12 protein-coding genes and 1 tRNA gene are annotated in these 12804 nt (G+C 64.5%); 6 read left to right on the plus strand and 7 right to left on the minus strand.

What is annotated here, in order from left to right; genetic code table 11:
- Positions 1 to 797: trans-sulfuration enzyme family protein (locus PJL15_RS01405; RefSeq protein WP_281449628.1), on the minus strand; the 797-nt coding region annotated here is incomplete at its 3' end.
- Between the two features lie 83 nt (positions 798 to 880).
- Between PJL15_RS01405 and tmk the strand changes: the two genes are divergently transcribed.
- The 3 genes from tmk to PJL15_RS01420 are packed head-to-tail and all read left to right on the plus strand — an operon-like array spanning position 881 to position 4334.
- A complete protein-coding gene (gene tmk / locus PJL15_RS01410; protein ID WP_281449429.1) occupies positions 881 to 1540 on the plus strand; it encodes a dTMP kinase in 660 nt (219 codons plus the stop codon).
- On the plus strand, positions 1537 to 2688 hold the full coding sequence (locus tag PJL15_RS01415) for a DNA polymerase III subunit delta' (protein WP_281449430.1): 1152 nt from the start codon (positions 1537 to 1539) through the stop codon (positions 2686 to 2688). Before tmk ends, PJL15_RS01415 begins: the two co-directional genes overlap by 4 nt.
- 8 nt (positions 2689 to 2696) lie before the next feature.
- On the plus strand, positions 2697 to 4334 hold the full coding sequence (locus PJL15_RS01420; RefSeq protein WP_281449431.1) for an alpha/beta hydrolase: 1638 nt from the start codon (positions 2697 to 2699) through the stop codon (positions 4332 to 4334).
- On the opposite strand, the gene PJL15_RS01425 is transcribed toward PJL15_RS01420, so the two are convergent.
- A complete protein-coding gene (locus tag PJL15_RS01425; protein WP_281449629.1) occupies positions 4331 to 5062 on the minus strand; it encodes an HAD family hydrolase in 732 nt (243 codons plus the stop codon). The genes PJL15_RS01420 and PJL15_RS01425 overlap by 4 nt on opposite strands.
- A 227-nt stretch (positions 5063 to 5289) precedes the next feature.
- On the opposite strand from PJL15_RS01425, the gene PJL15_RS01430 reads away from it, so the two are divergent.
- The 3 genes from PJL15_RS01430 to PJL15_RS01435 all read left to right on the plus strand — a co-directional run bounded on the left by PJL15_RS01430 (position 5290) and on the right by PJL15_RS01435 (position 7009).
- Positions 5290 to 5362: transfer RNA gene (locus PJL15_RS01430), tRNA-Thr, on the plus strand.
- A gap of 148 nt (positions 5363 to 5510) precedes the next feature.
- Complete coding sequence (locus PJL15_RS22675) at positions 5511 to 5768, plus strand: helix-turn-helix transcriptional regulator (RefSeq protein WP_432443783.1); 258 nt, start codon at positions 5511 to 5513, stop codon at positions 5766 to 5768.
- Positions 5765 to 7009, plus strand: a complete 1245-nt coding sequence (locus PJL15_RS01435) for a HipA domain-containing protein (RefSeq protein ID WP_281449432.1) — start codon at positions 5765 to 5767, stop codon at positions 7007 to 7009. Before PJL15_RS22675 ends, PJL15_RS01435 begins: the two co-directional genes overlap by 4 nt.
- A 9-nt stretch (positions 7010 to 7018) precedes the next feature.
- On the opposite strand, the gene PJL15_RS01440 is transcribed toward PJL15_RS01435, so the two are convergent.
- The 5 genes from PJL15_RS01440 to PJL15_RS01460 are packed head-to-tail and all read right to left on the minus strand — an operon-like array spanning position 7019 to position 12511.
- On the minus strand, positions 7019 to 8527 hold the full coding sequence (locus PJL15_RS01440) for a carboxyl transferase domain-containing protein (RefSeq protein WP_281449433.1): 1509 nt from the start codon (positions 8525 to 8527) through the stop codon (positions 7019 to 7021).
- Positions 8527 to 9768 (minus strand): CaiB/BaiF CoA transferase family protein, encoded by a 1242-nt coding sequence (locus PJL15_RS01445; protein WP_281449434.1) that lies wholly within the window; start codon positions 9766 to 9768, stop codon positions 8527 to 8529. The genes PJL15_RS01440 and PJL15_RS01445 overlap by 1 nt, the downstream gene beginning before the upstream one ends.
- Positions 9769 to 9784: 16 nt before the next feature.
- Positions 9785 to 11011: an amidohydrolase gene (locus PJL15_RS01450; protein WP_281449435.1), complete on the minus strand. Its 1227-nt coding sequence runs from the start codon at positions 11009 to 11011 to the stop codon at positions 9785 to 9787.
- A gap of 48 nt (positions 11012 to 11059) precedes the next feature.
- The gene (locus PJL15_RS01455; protein WP_281449436.1) at positions 11060 to 11797 is read right to left on the minus strand and encodes a hypothetical protein; all 738 of its coding nucleotides are present in this window, start codon (positions 11795 to 11797) and stop codon (positions 11060 to 11062) included.
- Positions 11798 to 11851: 54 nt separating this feature from the next.
- Positions 11852 to 12511: a DUF5058 family protein gene (locus tag PJL15_RS01460; RefSeq protein ID WP_281449437.1), complete on the minus strand. Its 660-nt coding sequence runs from the start codon at positions 12509 to 12511 to the stop codon at positions 11852 to 11854.
- Positions 12512 to 12804: the final 293 nt, after the last annotated feature.

Here is a 12804-nt window from a genome sequence, read left to right on the forward strand (position 1 = left end):
CGCTCGATCCTCAGCGCCAGGGTGCGCAGGCCGCGCAGCGCCAGCCAGGCCTCGAACGGGCCGGCGATGCCGCCGTGGATGATGCGGTGGTGAAGTAGCGCGGCGCGCAGCTCCGGATTCGACGTCACCAGGGCGCCGAGGACGACATCCGAATGCCCGGCCAGGTATTTGGTCACCGAGTGAAGCACGACGTCGGAACCCAGGCTGAGGGGCTGCTGCACCAGGGGCGTGGAGAAAGTATTGTCGGTGACCACGATGGCGCCCGCGGCATGGGCGGCGTCGGTGAGGGCACGGATATCGGCGATTCCGAGCATGGGGTTGGTGGGGCTTTCAAGCCAGAGCAGGTCCGCTTTCCTGCCGTGTTCCGGGCTGATCAGTGCCTTGACGGCCTCCGTGTCGGTGATGTCCACGGTGCGTAGCTCCAGGAAACCCTTCTCTGCCAGTTCCGTAGCCATCACCAGCGATCCTGCGTAGCTGTGGGTGGGCATCACGACAACACCGCCGGCGGGCACCAGTGACAGTGCCGAACTGACCGCTGCCAGTCCTGAGGCGTAGAGCAGTCCAGGGAGCGTAGCGCCCTCCAGCTTGGCCAGTGCGTCCTCGAAGGGATCCCAGGTGGGGTTGGCGTAGCGTCCGTATCCCCGGTCTCCGTCTCCGAGGCTGCCTGTTCCGAAGTATGTGGAGGACAGGACGATGGGCGGATTCACCGGCTCATCGTGGGCGCGCTCCGGGCGGCCGGCAGCAACCACAACGGTTTCAGGGGACAATTCGGCTGCGTGCTGATCGGAAAGGCTCATGGTTTCAGCGTAGTCGCGGAGAATGCTGTGGATGAAAGGCATTACGCGCCTTTGCTGTCAGGGAAGCTCGGTAGGCTAGACGCGTGAGTATTCAGAGCACAGGTCTTTTCATCGCGTTCGAGGGCGGGGATGGAGCGGGCAAGTCCACACAGGCTGCCCGGCTCTCCGACGCCCTTGAATCCCGGGGACTTTCCGTACTGCGCACCCGGGAACCGGGCGGCACCCCGATTGGCGAGAAACTGCGTTCATTGGTGCTGGACCATGGGCACGGCACCATCGATGCCCGCACTGAAGCCCTGATGTTCGCGGCAGCCCGGGCAGCCCACGCCCACCAGGTAATCCGCCCCGCCCTGGCCAGTGGAACGGTGGTCATCACTGACCGCTACATCGATTCTTCCGTTGCCTATCAGGGTGCCGGTCGCGGCCTGGGCGCTGAAGGCGTGCTGTCCCTTAACGAATGGGCCACCGAAGGCCTCCATCCGCACCTGACGGTCCTGCTCGACGTCGATCCCGCGGACGGCCGCCAGCGCCGCACCGCAGGCGATGCCACCGAGGACCGGCTCGAATCCGAGCCCGACGATTTCCACTCGGCCATCCGCCACGCTTTCCTTGACCTGGCCCAGGCCGCACCGTCTAGCTACCTGGTGCTGCCTGCCAGCGAGGAGATCGACGCACTGGCCGCCCGGATCCTGGAGCGTGTGGAGTCACTGTTGGGTGACCGAGTTCCCGGCCTGCGCCCGTGAGCGTCTGGGACGATCTCCAGGGGCAGGCTCCGGTTGTCGCGCAGCTGAAGCAAGCGGCGCAGGGCGACTCCGGGCTCACCCATGCCTGGCTGTTCACCGGTCCCCCGGGCTCAGGCCGTTCGAACGCTGCCAAGGCCTTCGCCGCTGCGTTGAACTGCGAACAGGACGATGTCACCCAGCGGGGCTGTGGAGTCTGCGCGGCCTGCCACACCATCCTGGGTGAAACGCACTCGGACGTGACATTCGTGCGGACGGAAAAAGTCACCATCACCATTGATGAAGCCCGCGAGCTCGTGTCCAAAGCAGGAGACCGACCCGCCACCGGCCGCTGGCGCATCATCGTGGTGGAGGACGCGGACCGCATGGCCGAGCGCACCACGAACGTCCTGTTGAAGGCCATCGAAGAACCTACCCCGCGAACTATCTGGATGCTGTGCGCCCCTTCGCCCGCAGATGTCCTGGTCACCATTCGTTCCCGCTGCCGCCCGGTGAGCCTTCGGCTTCCCCCGGCCGCCGACGTCGCGGATCTTCTGGTGAGGCGCGACGGCGTCGACCGCCAGCTCGCCGAGCGGGCCGCGCGTGCAGCCCAAAGCCACATTGGCATCGCCCGGCGACTGGCCCGCGACGCCGACGCCCGGGAGCGTCGACTCGAGACCGTTCGCATCCCCCTGGGACTGCGGGGAGTGACCGCCGCCGTCATGATGGCCGAAAAGTTGGTCAAAATCGCCACGGAAGAAGCCAACAGCTCCAACGACGAACGTGACGCCGCGGAAAAGATCGCACTGCTCGCAAGTCTCGGCGCCCCCGAATCCGGGACATTGCCGCCCTCCATGCGCAGCCAGGTAAGGCAGCTTGAGGATGACCAGAAACGGCGGGCCAAACGCTCCATCACCGACTCGCTGGACCGCACCCTGACCGATCTCCTGTCCTTCTACAGGGACGTGCTGATCATCCAGTTGGGGAACGCCGTTGAGCTGGTCAACGTTGAGCTGAGGGGCGATCTGGAGGAATACGCCGGTCGCTCAACGCCGGAGACCACCTTGGCCCGGATGGACGCCATCAATAAAGCCCGGGTACGAATCACCACCACCAACGTGGCGCCGCTGTTGGCGGTCGAGTCCATGGCAACCAGCCTCATCCAGCAATAGGAGAACGCATGACGTCCGCACCACGCCGGCCCGCCGGTAGCCCTTCAAGGGACCGGTCTGCCCAGCTTTCTGCGGGTGATGCTGCCCGTCAGGGCGCTGCCCGGCGTGGAACCCGCAGCCGCGGGTTCGCAGCAGTTTGTGTTGCTTTGGCCTCAATGTTGATCCTCAGCGCCTGCACGGTACCTTTCCTGCCGGCGCCCACGGCGAAGCCCTCCACCAGCACGGTGGATCCATCCATCGCTGCCTCAGCTCCCGAGGGCCTGGAAAAGTTCTACTCGCAGGCAGTGGAGTGGAGTTCCTGCGGGGATGGCCTCCAATGCGGGAAAGTCCGTGTTCCCGTGGACTACGCCCAGCCTGGTTCCGATGAAATCACCCTCGCAGCAATCAAGCTGCCAAGCACCGGAGACAAAAAGGGATCCATCCTGGTCAACCCCGGCGGCCCCGGGGGCTCGGGCGTGGACTTCATCAAGGATGCCGGGACCACACACTTCACGGAGAAACTGCGGGCCAATTACGACATCGTGGGCTTCGATCCCCGCGGAGTGAAGGATTCCGCACCGGTCAAATGCATGACCGATGCAGAACGTGACGCCGCCCGGGAGAAGGTGTTCCGCAAGGACACCGATGAGGGACTGGCAGAAGCGATCGCGTTCAACAAGTCCTTTGCCGAACAGTGTGCCCAGCAGACTGGCCCCATCCTGGGACACATCGACACCGTAAGCGCCGCAAAGGACCTGGACATCCTGCGCGCTGTGGTCAACGACTCCAAGCTCAACTACCTGGGCTTCTCCTACGGAACGTTCCTGGGATCAACCTATGCCTCGCTCTTCGCGGACAACGTGGGCCACCTGGTTCTTGACGGAGCCGTGGACCCCTCCATCAGCAACGAGGAACTGACCGCGGGCCAGGCCCGTGCGTTCGAAAAGGCCATCCACACGTACGTGGCCAGCTGCCAGAAACAGAACCAGTGCCCCATGAGCGGGTCCGTGGACAACGGCGTGCAGGAAATCCGGGACCTCATCAGCGCTGTGGACCAGAACCCGCAAACCGCCAAGGATGGCCGGCTCGTGACCGGAAACGACTTCGTCAACGGCCTCATCCTGCCGCTCTACAACGACCAAAGCTGGCCGGCGCTCACGCAGGCCCTGGACAGCGCCTTCTCCGGAGACGTTTCCCAGATGATGCGGCTTGCCGATCTTGGGGCTGACCGCGAGCCCAACGGCACGTACAGCTCCAACTCGGCCTTCGCCTTCCAAGCCATCAACTGCCTCGATTACCCCATGGTCATGGACACCGCAGGCATGCGTGCGGAGGAGGCCCGGCTTCTGCAGGAGTCGCCCACGTTTGGCTCGTTCTTTGCCTACGGTGGCGTGAACTGCAAGGACTGGCCCTACCCCAACACCCGCACACCGGCACCCGTCAAATACACCGGCCAAGCCCCCATCGTGGTTGTAGGCACCACCGGCGACCCCGCCACTCCCCTCGCCTGGTCCCAGTCGCTGCGCAAACAGCTTGAGAACGCATCGCTCGTCACCTGGGAAGGCGAGGGGCACACCGCCTACGGCCGCTCGAACTCTTGCGTCAGCACCGCCGTCGACGACTACTTTGTTGACGGAAAGCTGCCGCAGGACGGCCTCACCTGCTAGAGGTGCCGGGCTTCGCGCTTCTCCACTAGGAGCGGGAGCTGCTTGATGGAATCGACGACGGCGGTGGCGCCGGCCGCGCGCAGGGTCGCCTCTGAGTGTGAGCCGGTCAGCACGCCCGCGATGAGTGAGGCCCCCGATCGGACGCCGGAGAGCATGTCCGAGCTGGTGTCTCCCACCACGGCGACTTCCCGCACATCATCAAGGTCCAGGGCGAGCACTGCCGTAAGGATCATGTCCGGATGGGGTCGTCCGCGTCCGGCATCGGCGGGACAAAGGCTGAGGTCGGCAAGGCCCATCCAGCCCAACGATTCGAGCACCATGTTCTGGGTGTGGCGCCCGAAACCCGTGGCCAGGCAGATCTGCATGCCGGATTCGCGCATCCACAGGATGGCGTCTTCTGCGCCGGGAATGGCGCGGACGCCGCCGTCTTCGATGAGTTCGTCGAAAGCCCGCTCGAAGACCTTGTTGGCGCTTACCGCCGCGGCGGGATCATCGAAGAGGTGGCTGAAGACGGTCATTTTGGAGAAGCCCATGGTGTCCCGGGCGTAGCCGAGCATGCTTTCGAACCGGCTGCTGCCTGGCTCGATGCCGTGTTCGGCCAGAGCCTGGGACATGGCCCGTTCGGTGCGGCCATCGTCGGTAATGGTGGTGCCTACCATGTCCACGACTGCCAGCCGCAGCCGGTTGGGTGTGTGGTTGGCGTCCCTGGTCAGTGCGTCCCCGGTCATTTCGTCCCCGGTCATTGGGCGGCTCCTTCGGCTGTTGGCGTGGCGCCATGGCGCCACAGTTGATTCCCCAGCTTCCGGGGACCGGGAAACGCCCTCCTGAACCCGGCCCGACGCCCGGGTGAACATCCCCGCAACGGCGACCCCAGCGTTCGTTTTGACCCGGGTGCGGTGCCTCTATTACAGTTATGTCTTGCGTGATCGCCCGGGAAACCGGGGATGAACGCGGTGCTTCCTTAGCTCAGTCGGTAGAGCGTTTCACTCGTAATGAAAAGGTCATCAGTTCGATTCTGATAGGAAGCTCGGTTGAACCCCCGGAAATCTACGGATTTCTGGGGGTTCTTTTTTACCCCAGGATTCAGGGCGGTGATCGAAATATCGAACATTTATCCCGACTGTCTGTATGTACGAAATATTGAACATAGACGCCGTGTGGCCATATGATCGATATATGGAACATTCCGAGGCCACCCCCTTTTATCGTGCTGTAGATGGGGCTTCGTTGGGCCGCGCCATCAGCGAGTCGCGCAAGGAAGCCGGATTGACCCAACAGGAGCTTGCGGACCGACTAAAGGTCACACGGGGAACCATCGTCCGATTGGAACGCGGAGAAGCCGTATCCTTGGTGGTCGCCATGAACGCAATCAGGACTCTAGGGCGCGATGTTGCACTGGTACCGCGGTTCTCGAAGCTTCAGGTCCGCCCATGACTCCCCGTAAGAAGCTGGATGTCTTTCTTCGCTCGAGGAAGGTTGGCGAACTGACGGGAAACGGGCTTAAGCTCGCGTTCCAGTACGACCCCGAAATTGTGTCGGAATACGGCGCTGGTTCCATACTGCTTTCACTTTCGATGCCCCTCAGCCGAAGGAAGTTTGAGGGCCCCGTGGTCTACGACTTCTTCGACGGACTCCTGCCCGAGGGGCAGGTACGCTCACACCTTGCGAAGGAAAACGGCCTCTCGACGCCCGATGCTTTCGGCCTGCTCCGCGTGCTCGGGGCTGACTGCGCCGGGGCAGTCCAGGTTCTCCGGCCCGGCGAATCACCTGAAGTCCCGGGCGCAGCCATTCCGATGACCGACGATGAGGTCACAACAGTGGTGGAATCACTCCCCACGTGGGACCTGCCGAATGATTTCCTCGTGACTGCATCCCTGGGCGGCATCCACTCTAAAGTGCTCCTCACCCGCCAAGGTGAAGGCTGGGCATGGCCTGGCCGAGGAGCAGCGTCCACCCACATCATCAAACCGGCTCCACTGGAGTCCGCCATCCCAGATCTTTTGGCCTCGGAAGACTGGGCATTGAAAGTCGCAGCCGCCACGGGGCTCACCGCAGCAAAGAGCCGCCTTCAAATTTTTGGATCCCGGGAAGCAATCATCGTGGACCGCTTTGACCGGGCATCCGATGGCAGCCGAATCCATCAGGAAGATTTCACCCAGGCATTGGCGCTCGGAAGTGGGGCCAAGTACGAAGGCACATCGACCCCGCCCTCGCGACTTACCCGGCTGGCGAACGCGGCCGCTCTCCACACGCGCGATGACGCCGCATTCCGAAGGGCACTGCTGAGGGCTGTCACTTTCAACGTGGCAATCGGAAACGGTGATGCACACTCGAAAAACTATTCCCTCACGCTCCTTGACGGCGGCGAGTTGCGCCTTGCCCCGCTCTACGACGTAGCTCCGACCTTGCTGCTGTATGCACCAAGTAACAACGCGGGTCACACCGTCGGCGGGCAGATCCGGTTGGGCTACATCACCCTGGAACACTTGGTTCGTGAAGGTGCGGCTTGGGGCATGGACAAAGAGGATGCCCGGCAGACCGCCGTTTCGGCTTTGGAGGCACTGGGGTCCGCCGCCTCCACTTCCCAACCACCGGAACGACTGGAATTCCTGCGAAAACTGGTTCCAGCGCGAGTGGAGGACCTACTGATCGGCGGCACGGCCAGGCGGCAGTGACTCCCGCACCTAGCGGATCAACGCCCGGTACTTGGACCGCCGCGCTTGTAGCCCGGGCACGCCCCGTCTGACCTGACCGAAAAGTTCGACGCCGATCACCTCGCCGAGGCGGCGGCAGAACTCCACGGGTTCGGCGGCCGCATCCGGCACTTCATCCACCACGACGTCCACCACTCCCCTGGCCGCGAGCGCGGCGGCGGTGATTCCCTGACTCTCAGCAAGCTCGGCGGCCCGCGAAGTGGTCCGGTGGACGATCGCCGATGCGCCTTCGGGCGGAAGTGGAGCCAGCCAGGCGTTCCGGGCAGCGATGGTGCGGTCGGCGGGCAGGAGGGCAAGCGCCCCTCCCCCTGTCCCTTGTCCCAGCAGGACTGACAACGTAGGAACCGCAAGGCCGAGAAGGTCGTACAGGGAGCGGGCGATTTCGGCGGCAAGCCCACCTTCCTCGGCCTCCCGGGACAGTAATGCGCCCGGCGTGTCGATGACGGTAACGAGAGGCAGCCGCAGTTCCTTCGCCAACCGCATGCCGCGGCGTGCGTCCCGCAGCGAGGCCGGCCCCATCGCATTGTTCCGTTGATGCCCCACCACTACGCAAGGTGTGGCGCCGAGCCGGGCAAGGGCCACCAGCATTCCTTCGTCCTTCGTGCCGTCTCCGGCGCCGCGCAGCAACACCACATTGCTGGCAGCGTGCTCCAGGAGTTCGGCAGTGGATGGCCTCAGCGGGTCCCTTGACCGCAGGACGGAGTTCCATGCGGTTCCGGGCACCGGCTCGGAACGGATCAGCGGACCCGTTGGAAGCGCATCGTCGGTCAAGGAGCAAGTGCCGGCTTGCAGCAGGTCCAGAATCCGTCCGAAGTAGTCCCCCAACCCTTCGGGCGGAACCACGGCATCAACCAAACCATGGTCGAAGAGGTTCTCGGCAGTCTGGACTCCGGCCGGAAACGCTTCACCGTGCAGGGCTTCGTAGACACGCGGCCCCAGAAATCCGAGGAGTGCACCGGGTTCTGCAGCGGTCACGTGCCCCAAGGAGCCCCACGACGCCATGACTCCCCCGGTGGTCGGGTGCCGCAAATACACCAGATATGGCAAGCCCGCGGTTCGATGCGCCTGCACCGCAGCCACAATCTCCACCATGGCAAGGAACGCGGGCGTTCCCTCCTGCATGCGCGTCCCTCCCGAGGCCGGCATGGCCACCAGCGGCAGGCCAAGGTCCGTGGCACGTTCGACGGCGGACACCAAGCGGTGGGCGGCGTCACGCCCGATTGAACCGGCCAGGAAAGCAAAGTCGGACACCACGACGGCGACGCGATGGTTGCGTATGCGGCCCTCGCCCGTGAGGACGGATTCGTCGCTGCCGGACCTGTCCCGGGCCGAGGCCAGGTCGGCTGCGTACCCGTCGTTTCCGGAACCCTCAGCCACACCCTGAACCGGACTGTCCCACGAAACGTACGTCCCGGCGTCGAGCAGGTGATCCAGCAGTTCCCGGGCACCGAGCCGACGGCGTGTGGCAGTGGCCGCCATCAGTCCACCTCCGTGGCCGCGAGCCACTCCCGGACGCCGTCGCCGTGCTGGTTCAGCAGCGGCGGCGGGGTATGCGCGCGCTTGGTGGATTCGGCGCCGTCGACGTTGTCGAAGAAGCGCAGCGGGGGCCCGGGCAGGGTGACCGACCCGAGCAAAGGATGCTCGACGTCCACCAGCAAACCTTGGGATGCCAGTTGCGGCCATTCGTAGACTTCCTTGAGGGTTCGCACTTTGCCGGCGGGCACTCCTGCCATTGCGAGCTTTGCCAGCAGCGGCTCGGGCTCGTAGCCGGCGAAGGCGGCCTCCACCACTTCGATGACGCGGGTCCGGTTCCGGACCCGGTCGGCATTGGTTGCCAGGCCTTCGGTGCCGGGATCGATGCTGAACGCGGAGGTGAAGGCAGCCCACAGCTTTTCGCTGCCTACGCTGATCTGGACACTTCCGTTCCGGCATCGGAACAGTCCGTAGGGGGCGATTGACGGGTGGTGGTTGCCCTGCGCCTCCGGGTCTTCCCCTGCAACCGTGACCTTTGTGCCTTGGAAGGCGTGGACTCCCACCAGTGATGCCAGAAGCGACGTCCGCACCACTTGCCCGCGGCCAGTATGTTCACGCTCCAGCAGGGCGGCCACCACCCCGTAGGCGCCGTACATGCCGGACAGGAGATCGGCGATGGGTACGCCCACGCGTTGGGGATCGTCGGGTCCGGAGCCGGTAAGCGACATCAGCCCCGCCTCGCCTTGGAGGATCTGGTCGTAGCCGCTGCGGTGGGATTCGGGGCCGTCGTGGCCGAAGCCGGTGATGGACAGAATCACGAGCCGTGGGTTGACCGCGTGCATGGCGTCGGTGCTGAAGCCAAGGCGTTCGAGTACGCCCGGACGGAAGTTCTCCACCACCACGTCCGCACGTTCCAGGAGTTGGCGCAGGATGGTCCGGCCGTCGTCGCTCTTGAGGTCCAGGGCGAGCGATTCCTTGTTGCGGTTGCAGGACAGGAAATACGTGGCCTGCGGATCATCTTCGGGGCCAACGAAGGGAGGGCCCCAACCGCGGGTGTCGTCCCCGGTGCCCGGGTTCTCGATCTTGATCACCCTGGCGCCCAGGTCGCCCATCATCATGGCAGCATGCGGTCCCGCCAAGGCCCGGCTCAGGTCCACCACGAGGCGGCCGGACAGCGGACCACCTGTTTCCTGGGGAACAGGCTTGGGTACTTCCGCGGCTCGGCTTTCGGTCAATGCTGAAGTCATGGACATTCCTCGAAACTCAGTTGCCCAGGCGGGACAAGAGGACGGCGACGGCGGCAGAGACTCCCCCGGCGAGGGAGCCTTCAAGCTCGGGTGCGAAGAAGGGTGAATGGTTGACGGGGACGGCGCCCGGTCCTTCAAAGACGGAGGCGGGTGTGCCGCCGAACATCCAGAACACGGATGGCACACCGATTGCGGTGCCCAAGTGCCCGAAGTCCTCGCTCCCCATCATCGGCGGGGTGACCTCGACCGACTCAACCCCCAGCGCACCGCGCAGTGCCTCCAGAACGGAAGGAACGGCGTCGGGATCGTTGAAGCACTGCGGGAAACGGTACAGCTCCTCGATCTGCGGGGTGGGGGCGCCCGAAGCGGCGGCCTCGGCCTCGATGATCCGGCGAACGGCGCCCAGGGCCTGGCCACGGACGTCCTCGTCGAAGGTACGGATGTTGAGGGTGAACTCGGCCGAGGCCGGGATGATGTTTTCCTTGAGGCCGGCGTGGAAGGTCCCCACCGTGACGACGGCGGACTTCCGCGGGTCGAGCTCACGGGAAACAATGGTCTGCAGCCGTGTGACCATGTGGGCGGCCATGACGATCGGATCGATGGAGTCCTGCGGCTGTGAGCCGTGGGACTGTTGGCCGTGGACAGTGACCCTGAGCGAATCCGCCATGGCCGCGACCGGTCCGCTGGAGATGGACACGGTACCCACGGGGCGGGGCATGACGTGCTGGCCGAAGACCACTTCCGGCCGTGGAGCCCTATCCCAAAGCCCGTCGTCGAGCATGGCAAGGGCACCTGCCGCGGTCTCTTCGCCGGGCTGGAAAATCAGCACCAAGGTCCCGGCCCACGCGTCCCGGTTGCCGACGAGGATTTGGGCAGCCCCCAGGAGACTCGCCACATGGGTATCGTGGCCGCAACCATGCATCACTGGAACTTCGGCGCCATCCAGCGTGCCCTTGTCCGTGCTGGCGTACTCCAATCCCGTTGCTTCCTCGATGGGCAGTCCGTCGGTGTCTGCACGGAACGCAACCACAGGACCGCTGCCATTGCGCATGATGCCCACAACACCGGTGCCACCACAACGGAAGTGCTCCACGCCCAGGCTGTCGAGCTGTTCTTCGATGAGCTGCGCCGTGGCGTGCTCCTGCATGGACAGTTCGGGGTGGGCATGCAGGCGGCGGTAGAGGGCATGAAGCTTGGTGGTCTGTTCGCTGTCGAGTTCCAGGGCGGTGGTTGTTTGCGTCATGGTGATCTTCTTTCTGGTGCGTTCTGTGGGTTGCCGTGCAGCTCGGGGTTACTCGATGTGGATGGGCTTGGCCGCCGCCACCTGCTTGCCGCGGAAGAACCACGCCAGCAGGATGGTGGCGAGGACCGCGATGGCCGTGGACACCATGGCCAGCGACGGCACCAGCGGCAGGACGACGAAGACGACGACGGCCGAAACCAGGAGCGCGAAGACGGTGGTGCGGGGCTGTTTCATGGACACGATGGCCTGAACCAGCACGGCGCCAAGGACGGTCGGAAGAACGTACAGCCGCGTGACAGTCAGCACCGACGGCGGAATGACGCTGATCAACCAGCTGCCCAGCAGCCCCACAAAAACGGCGAGGGACGTCAGGTGGACAACCGCAGCGCCGCAGATGGCCACGACGGCGGCAAGCTCGGCGCGCTTGCTGCCCGGCTTTGCGCCGATGTTGGTTTGGGCGATGAGCGCGGCCGGGAGGAGCTTGTTGGAGATGTTGCCGATCATGAACGCTTGGTACATGGCGGCGGGACCAAGGATCGGGAAGTAGGTCAGCGGTTCGACGATCCAGATGATCCCGAAGGTGGCCGCCACAGCCGCGAAGGCTATCCAGAGTTGGGCCGGGGCAATGTCCAGGCCGCCGGCGAACACGAGGTACAGCGGGCCGGCCACGGAAATCAGCAAACCGGCGATCATAGTGATTTGGCCCCAGCGGGAGGTGGTCCGGTTGAAGTCGGCCATCGTCGAGCTGGCGGTGCGAGCGGTGGCGGCAGAAGTTGTGGAAGTCATGGGAATGTTCCTTGTCTCTTGCTCAGTGTTGGGGACGCGAGTGCGTTGGGGGCCTCAGACGCCGGCGGCGAAGAAGGCCGCGCCCAGGCCGATGACGATGGAGAAGCCAAGGCCCCATTCCCGCAGCCAGCTCTTGCCGAGCTTCTTGGCGAGCAGCAGGCAAAGGCCCATGACCGCGGCGGAGACAACGAAGGACAAGACGTGGATACCGGACTTGGGGAGTTCCGTGAGGCCAAGGCAGGAGAACGCGCCGATCAGGGCGGCGGCCGGAACGATTGCCATCGCGGCGGGGTTCACGGAACGGATCTTTGCGTCGCCCTTGCGGAGGAGCGGAGTCAGGATGAGGGTGGCAAGCATCCACATGGCCCCGCCGATGCTCATGGCGAAGAAGGCAACTGCGAAGACACTCTGCGTGTAGCTGGCGTCCCCAAGCTTGGCGCCCATGGAACCCGCGGCGATGCCGGCTGCGGAAACGTCGTAGGCAGCCGAGCCGATCAGGCCGATCCGGGACAACACCGCCGGCGCTCCGAACAGGCCAAGCAGCGCAATAGCTACGAGCGAAACCGCCAAGGAAGGTCCTATCGCCGAGACGGCACCGGAGCGGAAGGATGTCTTGATGTCCTGCGCGCTCATCTCCACCGAGGGAGCTGCGCGACGTGCCGCCTTCATGAAGATGATGGACTGGATGATGATGACTCCGAAGACGCCGGCCACGCAGATCCACAGGACCGGGTTGTTGGCGACGGCCAGGATGTCGGCTGAGCTGTTGGATGCAAGCGTTGAAGTGCCAGGGGTTGGTACATTGAAACCTCCGGTTGAAGCCCCGTTCAGTCCACATCCCAGCCACGTTGTTGCGGCTGCTTCCTGCTCCGGGGGCTAATCCACACCCATCGACCAGATCGGCCAGCGGGTTAGGAACACCTTCCGCTATGAGCCGGATCACACACAATAGCTGACGGAATCAGCCAAATGAATGGCCGAAACAGTCAAACCGCGCCTTGTCGGTG

This window comes from Paenarthrobacter nitroguajacolicus, from assembly GCF_029952445.1.
In the GTDB taxonomy this organism is placed as follows: domain Bacteria; phylum Actinomycetota; class Actinomycetes; order Actinomycetales; family Micrococcaceae; genus Arthrobacter; species Arthrobacter nitroguajacolicus_B.

Coding starts and splice junctions, on each gene's coding strand:
- PJL15_RS01455 (WP_281449436.1), bottom strand. CDS start 11,797: ATGACTTCCACAACTTCTGCCGCCACCGCTCGCACCGCCAGCTCGACG.
- PJL15_RS01440 (WP_281449433.1), bottom strand. CDS start 8,527: ATGGCGGCCACTGCCACACGCCGTCGGCTCGGTGCCCGGGAACTGCTG.
- PJL15_RS01435 (WP_281449432.1), top strand. CDS start 5,765: ATGACTCCCCGTAAGAAGCTGGATGTCTTTCTTCGCTCGAGGAAGGTT.
- PJL15_RS01420 (WP_281449431.1), top strand. CDS start 2,697: ATGACGTCCGCACCACGCCGGCCCGCCGGTAGCCCTTCAAGGGACCGG.
- PJL15_RS01450 (WP_281449435.1), bottom strand. CDS start 11,011: ATGACGCAAACAACCACCGCCCTGGAACTCGACAGCGAACAGACCACC.
- PJL15_RS01445 (WP_281449434.1), bottom strand. CDS start 9,768: ATGACTTCAGCATTGACCGAAAGCCGAGCCGCGGAAGTACCCAAGCCT.
- PJL15_RS22675 (WP_432443783.1), top strand. CDS start 5,511: ATGGAACATTCCGAGGCCACCCCCTTTTATCGTGCTGTAGATGGGGCT.
- PJL15_RS01425 (WP_281449629.1), bottom strand. CDS start 5,062: ATGACCGGGGACGCACTGACCAGGGACGCCAACCACACACCCAACCGG.